We start from the raw sequence: 18,810 nt of genomic DNA, 5'->3' as shown, positions 1-18,810 counted from the left end.
GTCCTTTAGGGCTCCTATTCTCCTGTACATGAGTAGCAGCCCCGCACTGCAAGTTTCAACGCCCCTCCACTCGGTGTCTGTGGCGGGTGCTGTCGTTCGTGAGGACGGGAAGGTCCTGGCCATCCGCCGAGCCGACAACGGCACCTGGGAGCCCCCGGGCGGTGTCCTTGAGCTCACGGAGAGCGTCGAAGACGGCGTCCGACGGGAGGTCTTCGAAGAGACCGGCATCAGGGTGGACGTCGAACGCCTGACGGGCGTCTACAAGAACGTCACGCGTGGAGTCGTTGCCTTGGTGTTCCGGTGCCACCCCGAGAGTGGGACCGAGCAGGTCTCGGACGAGTCCACGGCGGTGGACTGGCTGACTCCGGCGGAGGTCACCGAGCGGATGGCTGAGGTCTACGCCGTGCGCATGCTGGACGCGCTCCAGGCAGATGCGGCTCCGAGCATTCGCACCCATGACGGCCGGCAGTGGCTCGGCGGTCAGATCCCTGGTTAGCCGCGCTTCCCGATCTGCGCCCACACACTTCGCCGACGGGCCACGGTGAACACCGAGTCGACTCGATGCGGCTCAAGCGATGCCGGCCGACTCGCAAGGAGCGAGGCGATCCGCTCACCGTCCAGCACCTCGACGATCGGGCTGCCCTGAACGGTGATCTTGCGAGCGCCGACTACGGCAACGATGGCTCGAACCGGCACAGGGTGGCCACACCAGCGCTCCAGGAGCTGGGTCACCCGGGCCGCCTCGAACTCCGCGTTCGCCAGGTAGGGATAGCTGACCCGGTTCACCAGGACCCGCTTGTCACCCACCCATACCGAAGAATCGGGGTGGTGCTTCGTATTCACGGTGAAGACCCCTGGCGGGCCGATCACCACGTGATCGATGTCCGCGCCACTCGGCAGCGGAACGCCATGCAGCACGTGCCAGCCATGACCGCGGAGCCCATTGAGGTGGCTCCCGACGATCTCTTCGCCGCGAAGCCCGGTCACCAGCTTCTGAGACGTCAACGGATCACGCGCCAGCTTCGCGGCTACCCGAACGAGCCACTTCCGCTGGTCCATCTCCTCGCGGATCATCCCTTGGACGCCAGTGCCTGGAAGGTTTCCCGCGAGGTCATCCTCTGTGGTGAACGGAGGCAAGGCCGGGATTGAGGCCGGAGCGACTGCTGTTGGCCTCGGAGGCGGATCTTGCTGCAAGCGGATCGGCGCAGGTGCTGGCGAAGCAGCGGTGACTGTGCGCGCTGGGATTGGCCGGCCAGAGGCTGCGACCCACTCCTCGACCTTCGCGAGCGCTGCCGTTCTCAGGCGCTCGACCTTGATCTCCACTGCACCTGTTCGGCAGTCGAGCCATGCAACAGCCTCACCGCGGGCGCCCGACAGGTTGACGTACAGCCGCTCCTTGCCCGGCACTCGCCAGAGCTTGACCGTCAGTTCCTGCACGTTACCCCCTTCGCGCGATCCCTGACACGAGATCAGCACGCGCGGTACGGGTCTGACAAGAACGCCGTCAGCCAAGCCGACCAGCGGGCCCCGAGGATCGGAAGCAAGGCAGGGGTGGAGGACGTTGTTACGAGTTTCGCTACTTCATCAAGGCGCGCACAGCGCGCCAGCGCGCGGCCCTGGCCGCTCGCCGACGCTCCTGTCTTCGCCCCACTCCGGCGGCGCCCCGGCCGCGCCGGCGGACGGACGGCAGAAGAGGGCTGAGCCCAGAACCCCGCCGGGGCCGGGGGCGGGCGGCTCCACGGTTTTACCCACCTGCCAGGACCGGGACCCGCACCGAGCAAGACCGGGGGGCCACTCGGCCAAATTGCGGTCAGGCCCCAAAAGCCCTGACCGAGTCGCAGCAGCTTACGGCCCCCCGATCATGCTCGGACCCAGACCAGACAGGACACCGGCCAAAACCGCTCCACCACCCGCGTGCAGGGTCCGTCCACTCAGTCCTAGGCTGGTTCTGAGGAGTGATCGACATGGGCAAGTTGGCTTCCAAGGAATGGTGGTTCGGCAAGACGGACGAGCAGCGCAAGCGGCGAGGTCTGCCGACTATGACGGAGCTCGCGGAAGCGCAGTCAGCACCGCTGACCCGTGAGCGGTTCAGCATCGAGGTTCAGCAGGAGCAGACGATCATCGGGGGGTCCGGCGGATCGCTGTCTCACAAGGCCGTGATCACGGACACCTTTACCGGCAGGCCGCAGGCGGTAGGGCATGGGTTCACGTACAAGCAGGCCTATGCCGATGCCGAGCGGATCGTCAACAAGATCACCTCTGGGAAGCGAAAGATCAGATAGCTGTCCACTGGGCGTAGCGATGGTCTTGCTGGGCCATCTGTGGGCCGTGCAAGGTCGGCCAGCGACAGATGACGACCGCTGCCGAGCTCTCCGCCCCAAGTGGGACAGGGAGCAGCTCCCCGGATCTGCGACATTGGATGGACCATGCCTAAGCCTGCCAACAAGGCCCGTCCGTTCGACCTGCCGACGGAGGCCGAGGACGTGCAGCGGGTCGTGGCTGAGCTGAATGCGGCGGCCGAGCGAGCCGCGGGAATGTGCTCTACACGGCGCGAATGCGGCCCGGAGTGGAGCATATTCTTGTTGCCGAGTATCGAGGTGCGGGGCGAGGCTGGAGCTATGGAGACAGGGCAGTAGGGAGCGGGATGTAAGTACTGCGTCGCCGGGTTCCGGCGCGCGTAGGGCTTCGGAGGTAAAATGTCGACGAATCGCCCCGCCATCTTGGCTTCTGTTAAGCGTGCGGTTAGGAAGCGATGCGGGTTCGGCTGCGTTTTTTGCGGCATTCCATTCTATGAGTATGACCACATGGAGCCATGGTCGGACGTCCAAGAGCATGATCCGGATAATTTGACACTCCTTTGCTCGAATCATCATTCCGAAAAGGGGAGGGGGTTAATTTCCCTAGAGCAAATAAGAGCGGCGAACCGGCGCCCCCGGAATGTTCTGGCTGGCAACTCGGCCCCTTATGTTCTCAGGTATGAGGGCCTCGCAAGTCGAGTCTCGATCGGGACGAACGAGTTCTTCCAGGTGCTTGGTGAGAAGGAGTGCTCTGACACTCTCGTGCTAAATGGGGAGCCGGTGTTCAGGCTTCGCACCGAGGGGGCAAATCTGCTCATTACTGCGAGGCTCATGGACCCATCGGGCGGTGATGCTTTATGGATTGAAGATAATGAGCTCTGCTATTCTTCCGGACATTGGGATGTTGAATTTATTGCGGACCGCCTCGTGATTAGAAGTGCCATGCGGGAGATTATTGTAAAGGTAGTCTTCAATCCTCCGGGTGGAATTTCTATCGAGCGCGGGTTCTTTTCTCATGAAGGGCTATCGGTTAGGGTTACTCCCCGGGGAATTGAGCATCAGGATAGCCGGTCTTCCATAGGTGGGAATGTGAAGGCCGGGAGTTTTCGTCGTGGAATCGATCTCTGGGACCCGGATCACTACCCGGGGCCTCGTACGGCAGTGGTCGGGCTGCTTCTTGGCCGAGCAGGTTGATCGGCACCGACGGGAGTCCTGGGCCGTCTGCGGGCCGTGCGGGGGTGGCCGACGATGACAGGCGATGACTACGGCTGCACCCTCCGCCCCTTGCGGGACAATGGACAGTTCTCCGGATCTGCGGCACTGGGCGGACCATGCCTAAGCCCGGAGACCAAATCGGGCAGGATGTGCCTCATGACAGCCGAGCAGGAGCAGCCGCCGATCTCCAGCAGCACCATGACCGTGAACAGTGATGGCGTGCCGCGAGTGTTCAGCTGGGACGACAGTGCGCGGATCAATGTCCGCAACCTTGGCGCCGAGGTCGTCATCGAGGCGAATGCCGCCGGGTTGCGAACTCTTGCTCGGCACCTCCTGACGCTCGCCGAGGACGGCACGCCGGACGGTAGCCACCTGCATCTCGAAGACAGCAGCGGGCTCGAGGACGGCTCGGTCAGCTTGATCCTCGAGCGGGACGACGACGAGTAGGTGCCCCCAGGCGTGTCCCATCCGTGCCTTAAGGGACGGAGATGGGCGGTCAGTGGCGGTCAAATCGTGGGCTCCCGACCAGCGTCACAGAGTGCCTTCCGGCGGCATCTGTGCACGTCAGAGCTCCTATCGAGCTGATCAGCTGTTGAGATTCCCAAGCTTAGAGCGCGAGTTCGATTCTCGTCGCCCGCTCCACAGAGAAAACCCCAGGTCAACGACCTGGGGTTTTTTCGTTGTCCGGACCGGTGGGTGCTCGGTGGAGGGTGCGGACCGGGCGGGTGAGGAGGAGGGCGGTGGCGGTGGCGAGGGCGACTGCGGCGCCGAGGAGGAGGACCGGAGCGGTGCCGACGGCGGTGACGGCGGGGCCGGCCAGGGCGCTGCCGATGGGGTACATGCCGACGGAGCCGGCGACCTCGTAGGCGTGGACGCGGTTGAGGACTTCGCCGGGGACCTGGGTCTGGACGGTGGTGGCCCACATGACGCCCCAGATGCCGATTCCGGTGCCGACCGCGATCTGGGTGGCGGCGAGCAGCCCGACGGGCAGGTCGAGGACGATTCCGAGCGGGTAGAGCGGGAAGGCGAGCATGGCCGCGGCGCCGGCGGCGAGGGGGCGGGTGGGCTTCCAGCGGATGGCCAGCAGGCCGCCGGCGACAGTGCCTGCGCCGAGCGCGCAGTTGAGCAGGCCGAAGGCGGTGGCGCCGTGCCGGGGCACGATCACTCCGGCGGCGACCGAGAGTTGGGGGCCCCAGGAGAGGACGGCGAAGACGATCCAGATCAGGACGACGCTCCACAGCCAGTTGCGGGCGCGGAACTCCCGCCAGCCGACGGCCAGGTTGTGCGCCAGGCCCCGGCCGCCGGGCGGGCCGGGCACGGTGCCGAGCCGGAGTGCGAACAGGCAGAGTGCGCTGGTGGCGTAGGCCGCGGCGGAGACGGCCATCACCCAGCCGGTGGCGCCGAGTCCGACGAGGGCGCCGGCCAGGGCGGGGCCGGCGAGTCCGGTGAGTGCTTCGGAGGTGCGCAGGACGCCGTTGGCACCCTGGACGTCACGGGCGATCAGGGGGACGGTCGAGGAGGCGCCGGGCTGGAACATGGCGTTGGCGGTCCCGGCCACGGCGAGGAGGGCGTACAGCTGCCAGAGGTGGTCGATGCCGTGGAGGAAGAGCAGGGCGAGCAGGACGTGGGCGGCGAGGTTGGCCAGGTCGGCGGTGATCATCATCAGGCGGGCGGTGAACCGGTCGGCGAGCACGCCGCCGAACAGCACCAGCCCGGCGAACGGGCCGACCAGGAAGGCCATTGCGTACCCGGCGGTGTCCAGTCCGTGGCCGCTGCTGAGCAGCCCGGCCGAGACCGCGACCGGGAGCATCGCCCAGCTGAGCAGGCCGGCCGACCGGGCGGTGAACCAGTAGCGGAAGTTGCGGGACCAGATGGCCGGTGATCCTCCGGCCGTCCGGGCGGGTGCGGGTGCGGGTACGGGCGCGTCGGCGTCGGCGGCGGTGTGGGTGTCGGTGCGGGCGGTCATCGGGCGAGCCCCGCGCGGAGTGCGGCGTTCTCCTGCTCCAGCCGGGCGAGGCGCCGGTGCACCGGGGCCATGGCCTCGGCGAGTTCGGGGTGGCTGAAACGGGGCGTGATGTGGTTGGGGCAGTTCCAGGCGAAGGCCTCGACCCGGACGGTGACGAGCTGTTCGACGGTGCCGTCGGTGCGCGGGGTGCCGAGCCGTTCGGTGAGCGCCGGGTCGGCACCGGCCGGTACGGCGGTGGCGTGGCCGAGCAGTTTGAGCCGGGTCCGGCGGGCGTGGTCGAGGAAGAAGAGCGCGACCCGGTCGTCGGAGCGCAGGTTGCCGGTGGTGATGTACTGCCGGTTGCCGCGGACGTCCAGGTAGCCGAGGGTCCGTTCGTCGAGGACATGGACGAATCCCGGCGGGCCGCCGCGGAACTGGACGTAGGGCCAGCCGGTCTCGCCGACGCTCGCGAACAGGAAGGCGTCGAGGCCGCCGATGAAGTCCGCCTCGGCGGCGGTGAGCGGTTCGGGGTGCTCGGCGGGATCCCGCAGGCGGCGGTCGGCGGCCGCGGCGCTGCCCATCTCCTGCTGCACCCGGCGGACCGTCGGGGTGAGGGCGAGGCGGTCGAACCGGCTCATGCGGTGCTCCTCGGTCGGTGGATCGGGTGCGATCACCGTACGGAGAGGGGCTGGTGCGGTTCCTGGAGCCGGACCGGAAGGCCCGGGGTGCGCCGGTACCCCGCCGGTACCGGCGCTGACCTGCACTTCTGCCGTCCGGACGGCGGGTACCGGCAGAACGGTCGGAACTGCCCCGACAGTTGTCCGTCGGGGTCAGGCCTCGGCGGGCAGGTCGCGGGCGGGCAGGTCGCGGGCGTAGCGGCGGAGCAGGTCGGGCAGGTCGAAGCGGCCGCCCGGGTGCTCGCGCAGCAGGTGGGCGTCGGCCAGTCCGGCGAGGAGGACGGCGGCCCGGTCCGGGGTGGTGCCCGCGAGGACGGCGGCCCCGGCCGGGGTGAGGTCGGGGCCGGGGAGCAGGGCGAGGAGGCGGAACATCCGCCGGGCGTCGGCCGGCAGGGCGCTGTACGAGAGGTCGAAGGCCTCCTGCAGGGCCGAGCGGCGGTCGCCTTCGACGCGCAGGCGGGAGATCAGGTCGTCGCCGGTGAGCTCGGCGCTGTACGCGGCGAGGTCGGCGTTGCGGGCGACCAGGTTGGCGCCGGCGATCCGGATGGCCAGCGGGAGGCCACCGAAGCTGCGGAGGAGTCGGTGGGTCGCCTCCTGTTCGGCCGCGACCCGGCAGCCGCCGACGATGCTGCCCAGGAGCTGGAGGGCTTCGTCCGGCGCGAGCACGTCCAGGCCGATCCGCCGGGCGCCCTCGGCGGCGACCAGCCCGGCGAGCCGGTTGCGGCTGGTGACCACCACCGCGCAGCTCGGGGAGCCGGGGAGGAGCGGCCTGACCTGGTCGGCGTCGCGGGCGTCGTCGAGCACGATCAGGGTCCGCCGGTCGGCGAGCAGGGTCCGGTAGAGGGCGCCGGCCTCGTCGGGGTCGGCGGGAATCCGGTCGGGCGGGGTGTCGAGGGCACGCAGGAACCGGGCGAGGACCTCGTCGGGACGCGGCGCCGGAAGCCGGGAGTGGCCGCGCAGGTCGGCGAAGAGCTGGCCGTCGGCGAAGTGTCCGCGCCGTGCGTGCGCCCAGTGGGTGACCAGCGCGGTCTTGCCGATGCCGGGCGCGCCGACCACCGCCACCAGCCGTGGCCGCCGGGCGGGGTCGGGCGAGACGAGGGTGTCCAGGACCTGCAGCTCCTCCTCGCGTCCGACGTGGGTGCCGACCCCGGCCGGCAGTTGGGCGGGGACCGGGCCGGTCGGGGCGGGCCGCCCGGCGCGGGGGAGCCGGCCGCGCAGGACCCGCAGGTGGGCGTCGCGGACCTCGGGGCCCGGGGCGATGCCCAGGTCCTCGTCGAGCCGGTCGCGCAGACGGGTGAAGACGGCGAGCGCCGCGGCCTGCTCCCCGCCGCCGGCCAGGGCGAGGATCAGCCGGGCGTGCAGGCTCTCGTGCAGCGGTTCGGCGTGCACCAGGTCGGAGAGGAACGGGACGGCTTCCGCGGGCCGCCGCAGCCGCAGCGCGGTGTCGGCGTGCAGCAGGGCTGCCCTGATCCGCCGTTCGTCGGCCGCGACCGCTGCCGGGTGCCGGCGCAGCGCCGGGTCCGCGTCGGCGAGCACCGGGCCGCGCCATTCGCGCAGCGCCCGGGTCAGTGACTCGTACGCGGCCTCGGGTGCGGGGTGCCCGCCGGTCGCCCGGGTCAGCAGCGCGTCGAAGCGGCCGAGGTCGATCAGGTGCGGGGAGGCCTGCAGCAGGTAGCCGGTGGGTGTCCGGGTGACGGTCGGGCCGGCGGGTGCCAGCAGGCGGCGGACCTGGCTGACGTAGGTGTGGATGAGGCTCTGCCAGGAGCCGGGTGGACCGGTCGGCCAGAGGATGTCGGTGATCTCCTGCATGCCGGCGGGTTCGGGGTGCTTGAGGGCGAGGAGTCCGAGCAGCCGCCCAAGCATGGGGCCGGTCACCGGGACGGTGGCCGTACCGCGCCGGAGTGCGAGCGGGCCGAGGACCAGCACCCGCGGTCCGCCGGTGCTGTGCGGCGCTCGGCCGCGGACGGCGTCCCGCAACCCGGCCAGGTCGTCCTCGCTCAGGTCGAGGGCGTCGGCCAGCCGCCGGACGGTGGCGGCCCGGGGCTGCCGGACCCGGTCGCGTTCGAGGTCGCGCAGTGCCCTGGTGCTGACTCCGGCCCGGGCGGCAGCCGCCTCCTGGCTCAGCCCGGCCCGCCTGCGCAGTGCCTGCAGCCGTTCCCCGAGCGTGACCTGCGCGGCCGGTGCGTGCTCCACCACGGCGTCCCCCCTCGTCCCGACCACGGTGATCAGTCTGGACTGGACCAATCCGCCGGACAAGGGACGGGCCGGGCGGGTGCCCGGGGCGGTGGCGGGAGACGGCCGGGAACCGGGTCGGGAAGCGGCCGGGAGCTGCCGCACTGGAGCATCTGAGGGACGCCCGGGGGCTTCTGGACCCGTTCGGCGCAGTCCGGATCGTGGGGGCGGACGGGGAATCTCACACTGAGTGACGGGAGTGGATTCAACCGGAGAGGCGCCCTCGTCATGAACATCGGTTTCCGTCGTATCGCCCTGGTCACCGCGGTGGCCTCGCTCGGGCTGTCGCTGGCGGCCTGCGGCAGTGCAAAACAGTCCACCGGCTCGGGTGGCGCGTCCGGCACCGCTGCGGGGGCGGTGAAGATCGGGCTGCTGCTGCCGGAGACGAAGACGACGCGGTACGAGCAGTTCGACAAGCCGCTCATCGAGGCCAAGATCAAGTCGCTGGTCCCGGACGCGCAGATCGACTACTACAACGCCAACCAGGACGCGACGCAGCAGCAGACCCAGGTGGACACCGCGCTGACCAAGGGCGACAAGGTCCTGATCCTCGACGCGGTGGACTCCAAGGCGATCCAGTCCTCGGTGCAGAAGGCGCACGACGCGGGCGTGAAGGTGATCGCGTACGACCGCCTGGCGCAGGGGCCGGTGGACGCGTACGTGTCCTTCGACAACCGTGCGGTGGGCCGGCTGCAGGGTGAGGCGCTGGTGGCGGCGGTCGGCAACAAGGCCGGCAGCGGCCAGATCATCATGATCAACGGCTCGCCGACCGACCCGAACGCCGCGGAGTTCAAGGCGGGCGCGCACAGCGCGATCGACGGCAAGCTGCAGGTCGGCAAGGAGTACGACACCCCGCAGTGGGACCCGAACACCGCGAACCAGGAGGCGGCGGCGGCGATCACCGCGATCGGCGGGCCGAACGTGGTCGGCGTCTACTCGGCGAACGACGGCATGGCGGCCGGCATCGCGACCGCGCTGAAGGCGGCCAACCTGAGCGTGCCGCTGACCGGTCAGGACGCCCAACTCGACGCGGTGCAGCGCATCCTGATCGGCACTCAGACCATGTCGATCTACAAGCCGTACAAGCCCGAGGCGGACGCGGCGGGTGCCATGGCGGTGGCCTTCGCCCAGGGCAAGTCGCTGGAGCCCTCGCAGGCGCCGACCACCTCGACCAACGGCAGCGGCGCCACCGTCCCCTCGCTGCTGATCGCCCCGACCGTGCTGACCAAGGACAACATCAAGTCCACCGTGGTCGCGGACGGCCTGTACACCGTTGCGCAGATCTGCACCCCGGACTACGCCTCGGCCTGCGCCGCTGCCGGACTGCAGTAACCGTCGACAACCGGAGCGCTGCGGAAGGGAGTTGGAGATGGTGACGGGTGAGCCGGTACTGGCCTTGCGCGGCGTCTCCAAGCGGTTCGGCGCCGTGCAGGCGCTGACCGACATCGAGTTGGAGGTGCACCCCGGCGAGGTGGTCGCGCTGGTCGGCGACAACGGCGCCGGCAAGTCGACCCTGGTGAAGTCGATCGCCGGGGTGCACCAGCCGGACGAGGGCACGATCGAATGGGAGGGCCACCCGGTCTCCATCCACCGGCCGCAGGACGCCCAGCACCTCGGCGTCGCCACCGTGTACCAGGACCTGGCACTCTGCGACAACCTGGACGTGGTCGGAAACCTCTTCCTGGGACGGGAGTTGAGGCACTTCGGGCTGGTCCTCGACGAGGTCGGCATGGAGAAGCGCTCCCGGGAGCTGCTGGACACCCTGTCGATCCGGATCCCCAGTGTGCGGATCCCGATCGCCTCGCTCTCCGGTGGTCAGCGGCAGGTGGTGGCGATCGCCCGCGCGCTGATCGGCTCGCCCAAGGTGGTCATCCTGGACGAGCCGACCGCGGCCCTCGGCGTGGAGCAGACGGCCCAGGTGCTCGACCTGGTCGAGCGGCTGCGCGAGCAGGGCCTGGGCGTGATCCTGATCAGCCACAACATGGCGGACGTGATGGCGGTGGCGGACACCGTCGCGGTGCTGCGGCTGGGCCGCAACAACGGGGTCTTCGACAAGCGGCAGACCAACCAGGAAGAGATCATCTCGGCCATCACCGGCGCCACGGACAACGCCGTGACCCGCCGCAGGGCCCGGGGCTCGGAGGGTGCGCAATGAGCGGGAACATGCCGGGTGACGGCCAGGAGCGGCACCACCCGCTGCCCGAGGACACCATGCCCAAGGGCGGGGTGAACGCGCCGGTGCCGGTGGCGGCGGAGGCCACCCCGGCGGTCGACCCGCGGCTGATCGTCCGGCAGGAGGGCGTCAAGGGCTACCTCGGCGAGTTCAAGCGGCGGCTCAGCAGCGGTGAGCTCGGCTCGCTGCCGGTGGTGGTGGCGCTGATCGTGATCTGGGCCGTGTTCGGCAGCCTGAACAGCAGCTTCCTCTCGGCGCAGAACCTGTCCAACCTCTCGCAGCAGATCGTCGGCACCGGGATGATCGCCATCGGCGTGGTCTTCGTGCTGCTGCTAGGCGAGATCGACCTGTCGGTCGGCTCGGTCAGCGGCCTGTGCGCGGCGATCTTCGCGGTGATGAACGTGACCCACGGCGTCAACCAGTGGGTGGCGCTGCTCTCGGCCCTGGTCGGCGGCGCGCTGGTCGGCCTGATCCAGGGCTTCTTCTTCGCCAAGGTCGGCGTCCCGGCCTTCGTCGTCACCCTGGCCGGCAACCTCGGCTGGAACGGCCTGATGCTGCAGATCCTGGGCAGCCAGGGCACCGTCAACCTCTCGGGCACGGACATCGTCTCCCGGCTCTACTCGACCATCTACGGGCAGCAGATCGCCGCGTACGGGGTGGCCGTGGTGGGCGTGCTGCTCTTCCTGGGGGCCTCGCTGCTGGACACCCGGCGGCGGAAGGCGGCCGGCATCCCGTCCCGGCCGGTGTCCGACATCGCGCTGCGCACCGGGCTGCTGGCGATCGTCGCCTTCCTGGCGGCGTACACCCTGAACCAGTACAAGGGCCTGCCGCTGGCGCTGCTGGTCTTCCTGATCTTCATCGTGGTGCTGGAGTGGGTGCTGCGCCGGACCCCGTACGGGCGCCAGGTGTTCGCGCTGGGCGGCAACATCGAGGGCGCCCGACGGGCGGGCATCAACGTGTCGATGGTCCGGATCACGGTGTTCATGATCTGTTCCACGATGGCGGCGATCGGCGGTCTGTTCCTGGCGGCGCAGATCCAGTCGGCCAGTCAGACCTCGGGCGGCGGCAACCTGCTGATGAACGCGATCGCGGCGGCCGTCATCGGCGGCACCAGCCTCTTCGGCGGCCGGGGTTCGACCTGGTCGGCGCTGCTGGGTGCGCTGGTCATCGGGTCGATCCAGTCCGGCATGAACATCCAGGGCCTGAGCAACGCCATCCAGTTCATGATCACCGGTGCGGTGCTGCTGGCGGCGGTGGTCATCGACTCGCTGGCCCGGCGGACCCAGAAGGCGGCGGGGCGCGCCTGACCGGCCTCCCGCCGCCCCCGCCACCGTCCCGTCCCGGCACCCGCCGGGGCGGGACATTCTTTCAGGCTTGTATTAAGTGCGAGTTCGTTACCGCCCCGTGATTGTGTCCCGGGTGTTGCGCGGTGTTCACTCTCCTCGGAACCGCTTCCGAAACCGGTTCCGAGGAGGGGCATCATGCCGATCACCATCGCCGACGTGGCGTCCCGGGCCGGGGTCAGCAAGACCACCGTCTCCCGGGTGCTCAACGGCAAGGGCGAACTCGAGCCCTCCACGGCGGCCCGGGTCAGGAGGGTCATCGAGGAGCTCGGGTACGTGCCGAGCGCGCGGGCCGTGGGCCTGGCGCGAGGCAGGGCCGGGGTGATCGGCATGCTCGTCCCCTCGCTCACCTGGCCGTGGATCGGCGAAGTCCTCCAGGGCGCCGTCGACACGGTCGAGAGCAACGGCTACGGCCTGATGCTCTTCACCTGCAACCAGGGCGACCAGTCGATGCGCCAGTTCGCCAACAAGGCGTCCGCCAAGGCCTTCGACGGTCTCCTGGTGATCGAGCCCGAGGGGCAGCTCGACTACATCACCGAGCTGCACGGGCACGGGCTGCCGGTCGTCCTCATCGACGACCGCGAACTGCGCCCGCAGTTCGCCTCGGTGGCCACCACCAACCGCGCGGGCGGCGAGTCCGCCGCCCGACACCTGCTCGCGAACGGCCGTACCCGGCCGGTCGTGATCACCGGCACCCTCGCGTGGGGCTGCACCGCGGAACGCCTGGACGGGTTCACCGCGGTGTACGCCGAGGGCGGCCGGCCGCTCCCGGCCGGCTCGGTCGTCGAAGGTGACTTCTCCTTCGAGACCGGCCGCGCCGTGATGCGGCGCTTGATCGAGGACGGCGTCGAGTTCGACGCGGTCTTCGCGCACAACGACCTCTCCGCTGCGGGCGCCCTCCAGGCGCTGAGAGAGGCCGGACGTGCGGTCCCGGGGGAGGTGGCGATCGTCGGCTTCGACGACGTGCCGCTCGCCTCCCAGACGGAACCGCCGCTCACCACCGTCCGACAGCCGCTGCGCGAGATGGGGGCCGCGGCGGCCCGGATGCTGATGGCCCACTTCGCCGGCGAGCCGCTGCCGGTCGAGCCGACCGTCATCCCGACCGACCTCGTCGTCCGGGGCTCCACCTCAGCCTCGAGCTGATCCACCACCCACGCCACCGGCCGGACGCGCCGCGTCCGACCGCGATGCCGCACACCCCGAAGCGGGACGGCACCGCCGCCGGTTCTCCCCACTCCAGGAGGAGCAATGTCCTTCGCGTCCACCGGTTCCGCAGCCCGGCGCACCATGGCGCCGCTCGTGGTCGCCGCGATCTCGCTGGCCCTGGTGGCCGGTTGCAGCAGCAACCCGGGCTCCGCCAACAAGGGTGACGGCGCCGGCGGCGCCACCGGCGTGCTGAACGTCGGCATGCCCCAGGGCGCCACCGTGAAGAACAACAGCAACCCGCTGCTGCCGACCTCGGCCGCCGCGGTGCTCGGCTACCGCTACATGATCTACGAGCCCCTGGCGATGGTGAACCTGGTCAAGCCGACCGAGCCCGCCAAGCCCTGGCTGGCCTCGAAGTTCGAGTGGGCGGACAACTACAGAACACTCACCCTCACCGCGCGCGACGGCGTCACCTTCTCCGACGGCAAGCCGATGACCGCCGAGGACATCGCCTACAGCTTCCAGCTGATGAAGGACAACAAGGCGCTCAACACCTCCGCCCTGCCCATCGAGTCGGTCACCGCCTCGGGCAAGGACGTCACCGTCAAGTTCGGCACCTCGCAGTTCGTCCGCCAGGCCGTGGTGCTCTCCACCCTGGTGCTGCCCAAGCACCTCTGGTCGGCCATCGCCGACCCGGCCACCGACACCGTCGAGAACCCGGTCGGCACCGGCCCGTACACCCTGAAGTCCTTCACCCCGCAGACCGTCACGCTGACCACGCGCAACGGCTACTGGCAGGACGCTCCGAAGATCAAGGAGCTGCGGTACACCACGTACAGCGGCAACGACGCGATCACCTCGGCGCTCACCTCGGGCGCGCTGGAGTGGACCTACGCCTTCATCCCGGACGCCAAGAAGCTCTACACGGCCAAGGACCCGGAGCACAACAAGCTCTGGTTCCCGGCGAACCTCTCCGCCGACGGCCTGTGGATCAACACCACCAACAAGCCGTTCGACAACCCGGCGCTGCGCCGTGCGATGTCGGTGGTGATCAACCGCCAGGACATCTTCAACCAGGCCTCGGCCGGCTACTTCAAGCCCGCCGTCGAGTCGATCACCGGCCTGCCGACCCCGATCGGTGACGCGTTCATCTCGCCGGAGTACCAGGGCAAGAAGTCCGAGGGCGACGTGGCGAGCGCCAAGAAGATCCTCACCGACGCCGGCTTCACCTACAACGGCGAGACCCTGCAGGACCCGACCGGCAAGCCGGTCACCCTGACCATGACCGACCCGGCGGGCTGGGGCGACTACCAGACCACCCTGACGATCATCTCCGACAACCTGAAGCAGATCGGCATCAAGGCCACCCCGGAGAAGGCCGACCAGGACGCCTGGTTCACCGCCATCGCCAACGGCAACTTCCAGGCCGCGATGCACTGGTCGAACGGCGGCGCCACCCCGTACGACATGTACCAGAACATCATGGACGGGGCCGGCCTCCAGCCGGTCGGCTCGCCCGCCACCAACAACTACGGGCGCTTCGACAACAAGGAGGCCACCAAGGCGCTGGCCGACTACGCCAACGCCGCGGACGAGGCGTCCCGCAAGGCCGCGCTCGCCACCCTGCAGCGGATCTTCGTCGAGCAGATGCCGATGATCCCGACCTCGGCCGGCAACTACGGCGCCGAGTACTCCACCAAGAACTGGACCGGCTGGCCGGACGACAGCAACCCCTACGCCCCCATCCAGCCCACCCAGGTCAACGCCCTGGACGTGGTGCTCCACCTCAAGCCGGCTCACTGATGACGATCACGAACCACACCCCGGCGACCGCCCCGTCCTTCTCGGACGGGGTGGTCCTGGAGGCCGACGGCCTCACCAAGCACTTCCCGGTCCCCAAGCGGGGCCGGGCCCTGCTCTCCCGCACCCCCTCGGTGGTGCACGCGGTCGACGACGTGACCCTCACCCTGCGCCGGGGTCGCGTCACCGCGCTGGTCGGCGAGTCCGGCTCCGGGAAGTCCACCGTGGCCCGCCTGCTGGCGCAGCTCTACCCGCGCACCGGGGGAGACATCCGGCTGCACGGCTCGTCCACCGCGGTGCGCGGCGGGCGGGCGTTCCGGAGGTACGCCCGGAAGGTCCAGATGATCTTCCAGGACCCGTTCGGCTCGCTCAACCCGGTGCACACCGTCCGCTACCACCTCTCCCGTGCCCTCAAGGTGCACGGGCGGGCCGGCAGCGGCCGGGACGGACTGGAGGCGGCGCTCCAGGAACTGCTCGGGCGGGTGCACCTCACCCCGGCCGACAACTACCTGGACAAGTACCCGCACGAGCTCTCCGGCGGCCAGCGCCAGCGCGTCGCCATCGCCCGCGCGCTGGCGGCCGACCCGGACGCGCTGCTCGCCGACGAGCCGGTCTCGATGCTCGACGTGTCGATCCGGCTCGGCATCCTCAACCTGCTGCGCGACCTCAAGGAACGCCTCGACCTGGCGATCCTCTACATCACCCACGACATCGCCTCGGCCCGCTACTTCGCCGACGAGACGATGGTGATGTACGCCGGCCGGATGGTCGAGGGCGGCGACAGCGAGACCGTCACGCAAGCGCCCGCGCACCCCTACACCCGGCTGCTGATCTCCTCCGCGCCCGACCCGGACCGGCTGACCGGTGCTGCCGCCGGCGACGGCGAGGAGGAGGACGGCGGCGAGCCGCCCAGCCTGATCGTCCCGCCCACCGGCTGCCGCTTCAACCCGCGCTGCCCGATGGCGATGGACCGCTGCCGGGTGGAGCTGCCTCCGCGGATCGAGATCGGCGACGCGCCCGGTCACTGGGCCGCGTGCTGGCTGTACGACGAGGAGACGGCCAAGTGAAGTACCTGCTGCAACGGCTCGGGTTCTACCTGTTCACCGCCTGGGCCGCGATCACCATCAACTTCTTCATCCCCCGGCTCACCCCCGGCGACCCGGTCACCGCGCTGATGGCGCAGTACCAGGGCCAGTTGGACCCGCAGGCGGTGCAGTCGCTGACCGTGCTCTTCGGCCTGGACAAGCACCAGAGCCTGTGGGAGCAGTACGTCAGCTACCTGGGCCAGCTCGCCCACGGCGACCTGGGCATCTCCTTCAAGTCCTTCCCCGCCCCGGTCTCCGAGGTGATCGGCACCACCCTGCCGTGGACCGTCGGCCTGGTCGGCGTCACCACCGTGCTCGCCTTCGGCCTCGGCACCCTCGCCGGCGTGCTGGCCGGCTGGCGGCGCGGGTCCTGGGCGGACGCGCTGCTCCCGATCTCCACCTTCTTCGCGTCCATCCCGTACTTCTGGCTGGCGCTGATCGCGATCGCCTTCCTCACCGGCAGCGGCAGCTTCCTGCCCTCGTCGGGCGGCTACGAGCCGGGCCTGGTCCCGCACTTCGACCCGGAGTTCATCGGCAGCGCGATCAACCACTCGCTGCTGCCCTCGCTCACCATCCTGGTCTCCTCGGTGGCCGGCTGGATCATGAGCATGCGCAACATGATGGTCACCGTCACCGCCGAGGACTACATCACCGTCGCCCACGCCAAGGGCCTCAGCGGACGCCGGGTGATGCTCTCCTACGCCGCCCGCAACGCCCTGCTCCCCAGCGTCTCCGGCTTCGGCATGGCCCTCGGCCTGGTCGTCGGCGGCACCTTCCTGGTCGAGGTGGTCTTCTCCTACCCCGGCATCGGCCTGGAACTGGTGCAGGCCATCGGCGTCAAGGACTACCCGCTGATGCAAGGGATCTTCCTGGTGATCACCCTCTCCGTGCTCGCCGCCAACCTGCTCGCCGACCTCGCCTACCTGGCGCTCGACCCGCGTACCCGCCGGGAGGGCTGACACCGTGCTCGCCAACACCAAGACCCGGATCGGCCTCGCCATGCTGGCGTTCTTCGGGCTGATCGCCGTGATCGGCCCGTGGATCGCCCCCTTCGACCCGGACGCCCGCTCCACCGACCTGATGGAGGGCCCGTCCGGAAAGCACTGGCTCGGCACCACCCACCTCGGCCAGGACATCTTCAGCCAGCTGCTGGTCGGCACCCGCTCGATCATCCTGGTCGGCGTCGTGGCGGGCGTCCTCGCCACCGTGGTCGCCGTCCTGGTCGGCGTCACCTCCGGCTACCTCTCCGGCCCCGGCGCCGAGACCATGTCGGCGATCTCCAACGTCTTCCTGGTCATCCCCGCGCTGCCGCTGATCATCATCGTCTCCTCGGTGATGCCGCACAGCGGAGACCTGATGGTCGCCCTGATCATCGGCATGATCTCCTGGGCCTGGGGCGCCCGCGTCCTGCGCGCCCAGACCCTCTCGCTGCGCCGCCGCGACTTCGTGGTCGCCGCCAAGGCCACCGGCGAGTCCACCTTCCGCGTGGTGGTCTTCGAGATCCTGCCGAACCTCACCGCGATCATCGCCTCCTCCTTCATCGGCACCGTGATGTACGCCGTGATGACCGAGATCTCGCTCGCCTTCATCGGCATCCCCGGCATGTCCCCGTGGAACTGGGGCGTGATCCTCTACTGGGCGCAGACCCAGCAGGCCCTCGGCCTCGGCGCCTGGTGGTGGTTCGTCCCCGCCGGCCTGGCCATCGCCCTGCTCGGCACCGCGCTCTCGCTCGTCAACTTCGGCATCGACGAGATCGTCAACCCGCGCCTGCGCACCGCCGGCCGCGACCTGAAGACCCCGGCCGGCCGGATCCGGATGCGTCCCGGCTTCACCCCGGTCGTCCGTACCACCCCGGTCGCCGTTCCCGCGACGCCGGTCGTCAAGGAAGGGGCCGCCCGATGAGCCGCCCGGTGCTGGAGATCAAGGGCCTCAACGTCGACTACGGCTACGGCCCCGGCGCCGTCCGGGCGATCCACGACGTCAACCTCACCCTGGGCCGCGGCGAGGTGCTCGGCCTGGCCGGCGAGAGCGGCAGCGGCAAGTCCACCCTGGCGTACGGGCTCACCCGGCTGCTCCCGCCGCCCGGCCTGATCACCGGCGGCGAGGTGCTCTACCACCCGCGCGACGGCGGACCGGCGGTCGACATCCTGGGCCTGGACGAGGCCGGCCTGCGGGCCTTCCGCTGGGCCGAGACCTCGATCGTCTTCCAGGGCGCGATGAACTCGCTCAACCCCGTGCACAAGATCTCGACCCAGCTCACCGACGTCATCAAGGCCCACGAGCCCGACAGCACCCAGGCCCAGCGGCTGGTGCGGGCCCGGGAGCTGCTCAGGCTGGTCGGCATCGCCGCGGACCGGCTGGAGAGCTACCCGCACCAGCTCTCCGGCGGCATGCGCCAGCGCGTCATGATCGCGATGGCCCTGGCGCTGGAACCCCAGGTCGTCATCATGGACGAACCGACCACCGCCCTCGACGTGGTGATGCAGCGCCAGATCCTGCGCCAACTGGTCAGGCTGCGCGAGGAGCTCGGCTTCTCGGTGCTCTTCATCACCCACGACCTGTCGCTGCTGGTCGAGTTCTCCGACCGGATCGCCATCATGTACGGCGGCCGGATCGTCGAGCAGGCCCCGTCCGGCGCGATCTACCGCGACTCCCTGCACCCCTACAGCGACGGCCTGCTGCACTCCTTCCCGGCCCTGCACGGCCCGCGCCGCGAACTCGCCGGCATCCCCGGCTCCCCGCCGGACCTGCGCGCCATGCCGGCCGGCTGCGCCTTCGCCCCGCGCTGCCCGAAGGCCTTCGACCGCTGCGCCACCGAGGTCCCGCGCCTCGGCCCGCCGGACGGCCACCCGGACCGCAGCGTCGCCTGCTGGCTGCACCCCACCGCTTCGTGACAC

The 18,810-nt window shown here is 69.9% G+C and carries 17 protein-coding genes; 13 read left to right on the top strand and 4 right to left on the bottom strand.

Annotated elements, in window-relative coordinates; translation table 11 throughout:
- Positions 1–16: 16 nt before the first annotated feature.
- The gene (locus ACGFX4_RS20575; protein WP_393076488.1) at positions 17–496 is read left to right on the top strand and encodes an NUDIX hydrolase; all 480 of its coding nucleotides are present in this window, start codon (positions 17–19) and stop codon (positions 494–496) included.
- On the opposite strand, the gene ACGFX4_RS20570 is transcribed toward ACGFX4_RS20575, so the two are convergent.
- Complete coding sequence (locus ACGFX4_RS20570) at positions 493–1,437, bottom strand: nuclease-related domain-containing protein (protein ID WP_393076217.1); 945 nt, start codon at positions 1,435–1,437, stop codon at positions 493–495. The two genes, ACGFX4_RS20575 and ACGFX4_RS20570, sit on opposite strands and share 4 nt — an antisense overlap.
- 527 nt (positions 1,438–1,964) lie before the next feature.
- Between ACGFX4_RS20570 and ACGFX4_RS20565 the strand changes: the two genes are divergently transcribed.
- The 3 genes from ACGFX4_RS20565 (at position 1,965) to ACGFX4_RS20555 (ending at position 3,959) form a co-directional block, all read left to right on the top strand.
- A complete protein-coding gene (locus ACGFX4_RS20565) occupies positions 1,965–2,282 on the top strand; it encodes a hypothetical protein (protein WP_393076214.1) in 318 nt (105 codons plus the stop codon).
- Positions 2,283–2,696: 414 nt separating this feature from the next.
- Positions 2,697–3,491, top strand: coding sequence for an HNH endonuclease (locus ACGFX4_RS20560; RefSeq protein ID WP_393076211.1), 795 nt, complete (start codon positions 2,697–2,699; stop codon positions 3,489–3,491).
- Positions 3,492–3,668: 177 nt separating this feature from the next.
- On the top strand, positions 3,669–3,959 hold the full coding sequence (locus ACGFX4_RS20555) for a hypothetical protein (RefSeq protein WP_393076208.1): 291 nt from the start codon (positions 3,669–3,671) through the stop codon (positions 3,957–3,959).
- A gap of 211 nt (positions 3,960–4,170) precedes the next feature.
- On the opposite strand, the gene ACGFX4_RS20550 is transcribed toward ACGFX4_RS20555, so the two are convergent.
- From ACGFX4_RS20550 to ACGFX4_RS20540, 3 genes are all read right to left on the bottom strand, one after another.
- Positions 4,171–5,478: an MFS transporter gene (locus tag ACGFX4_RS20550; protein ID WP_393076205.1), complete on the bottom strand. Its 1,308-nt coding sequence runs from the start codon at positions 5,476–5,478 to the stop codon at positions 4,171–4,173.
- A complete protein-coding gene (locus ACGFX4_RS20545; RefSeq protein WP_393076202.1) occupies positions 5,475–6,095 on the bottom strand; it encodes a pyridoxamine 5'-phosphate oxidase family protein in 621 nt (206 codons plus the stop codon). The genes ACGFX4_RS20550 and ACGFX4_RS20545 overlap by 4 nt, the downstream gene beginning before the upstream one ends.
- A 192-nt stretch (positions 6,096–6,287) precedes the next feature.
- A complete protein-coding gene (locus ACGFX4_RS20540) occupies positions 6,288–8,354 on the bottom strand; it encodes a BTAD domain-containing putative transcriptional regulator (protein WP_393076199.1) in 2,067 nt (688 codons plus the stop codon).
- Between the two features lie 240 nt (positions 8,355–8,594).
- Here ACGFX4_RS20540 and ACGFX4_RS20535 point away from each other — a divergent pair, with 240 nt between their 5' ends.
- From ACGFX4_RS20535 to ACGFX4_RS20495, 9 genes are all read left to right on the top strand, one after another.
- Entirely contained in the window at positions 8,595–9,698 is a 1,104-nt protein-coding gene (locus tag ACGFX4_RS20535; protein ID WP_393076196.1) for a sugar ABC transporter substrate-binding protein, read from the top strand.
- A 40-nt stretch (positions 9,699–9,738) separates the two neighbouring features.
- Entirely contained in the window at positions 9,739–10,521 is a 783-nt protein-coding gene (locus ACGFX4_RS20530; RefSeq protein ID WP_393076485.1) for an ATP-binding cassette domain-containing protein, read from the top strand.
- A 56-nt stretch (positions 10,522–10,577) separates the two neighbouring features.
- A complete protein-coding gene (locus tag ACGFX4_RS20525; RefSeq protein ID WP_393076483.1) occupies positions 10,578–11,846 on the top strand; it encodes a sugar ABC transporter permease in 1,269 nt (422 codons plus the stop codon).
- Positions 11,847–12,020: 174 nt separating this feature from the next.
- Positions 12,021–13,025, top strand: a complete 1,005-nt coding sequence (locus ACGFX4_RS20520; protein WP_393076193.1) for a LacI family DNA-binding transcriptional regulator — start codon at positions 12,021–12,023, stop codon at positions 13,023–13,025.
- A gap of 105 nt (positions 13,026–13,130) precedes the next feature.
- Positions 13,131–14,831 (top strand): ABC transporter substrate-binding protein, encoded by a 1,701-nt coding sequence (locus ACGFX4_RS20515; RefSeq protein WP_393076191.1) that lies wholly within the window; start codon positions 13,131–13,133, stop codon positions 14,829–14,831.
- Positions 14,831–15,895, top strand: coding sequence for an ABC transporter ATP-binding protein (locus tag ACGFX4_RS20510; protein WP_393076188.1), 1,065 nt, complete (start codon positions 14,831–14,833; stop codon positions 15,893–15,895). The genes ACGFX4_RS20515 and ACGFX4_RS20510 overlap by 1 nt, the downstream gene beginning before the upstream one ends.
- Positions 15,892–16,872 carry an ABC transporter permease gene (locus ACGFX4_RS20505; RefSeq protein WP_393076185.1) on the top strand — a complete coding sequence of 327 codons (981 nt, stop codon included), beginning with the start codon at positions 15,892–15,894 and terminating at the stop codon, positions 16,870–16,872. Before ACGFX4_RS20510 ends, ACGFX4_RS20505 begins: the two co-directional genes overlap by 4 nt.
- A 40-nt stretch (positions 16,873–16,912) precedes the next feature.
- The gene (locus ACGFX4_RS20500; RefSeq protein ID WP_393076481.1) at positions 16,913–17,815 is read left to right on the top strand and encodes an ABC transporter permease; all 903 of its coding nucleotides are present in this window, start codon (positions 16,913–16,915) and stop codon (positions 17,813–17,815) included.
- On the top strand, positions 17,812–18,807 hold the full coding sequence (locus ACGFX4_RS20495; protein WP_393076182.1) for an ABC transporter ATP-binding protein: 996 nt from the start codon (positions 17,812–17,814) through the stop codon (positions 18,805–18,807). Before ACGFX4_RS20500 ends, ACGFX4_RS20495 begins: the two co-directional genes overlap by 4 nt.
- The last annotated feature ends 3 nt before the right edge of the window (positions 18,808–18,810 follow it).

The sequence above is a fragment of the Kitasatospora sp. NPDC048365 genome, assembly GCF_043200835.1.
GTDB classification, from domain to species: Bacteria; Actinomycetota; Actinomycetes; order Streptomycetales; family Streptomycetaceae; genus Kitasatospora; species Kitasatospora terrestris.
Note: the sequence above shows the minus strand (reverse complement) of the source record. Positions and strands in the feature narration are given on the sequence as shown.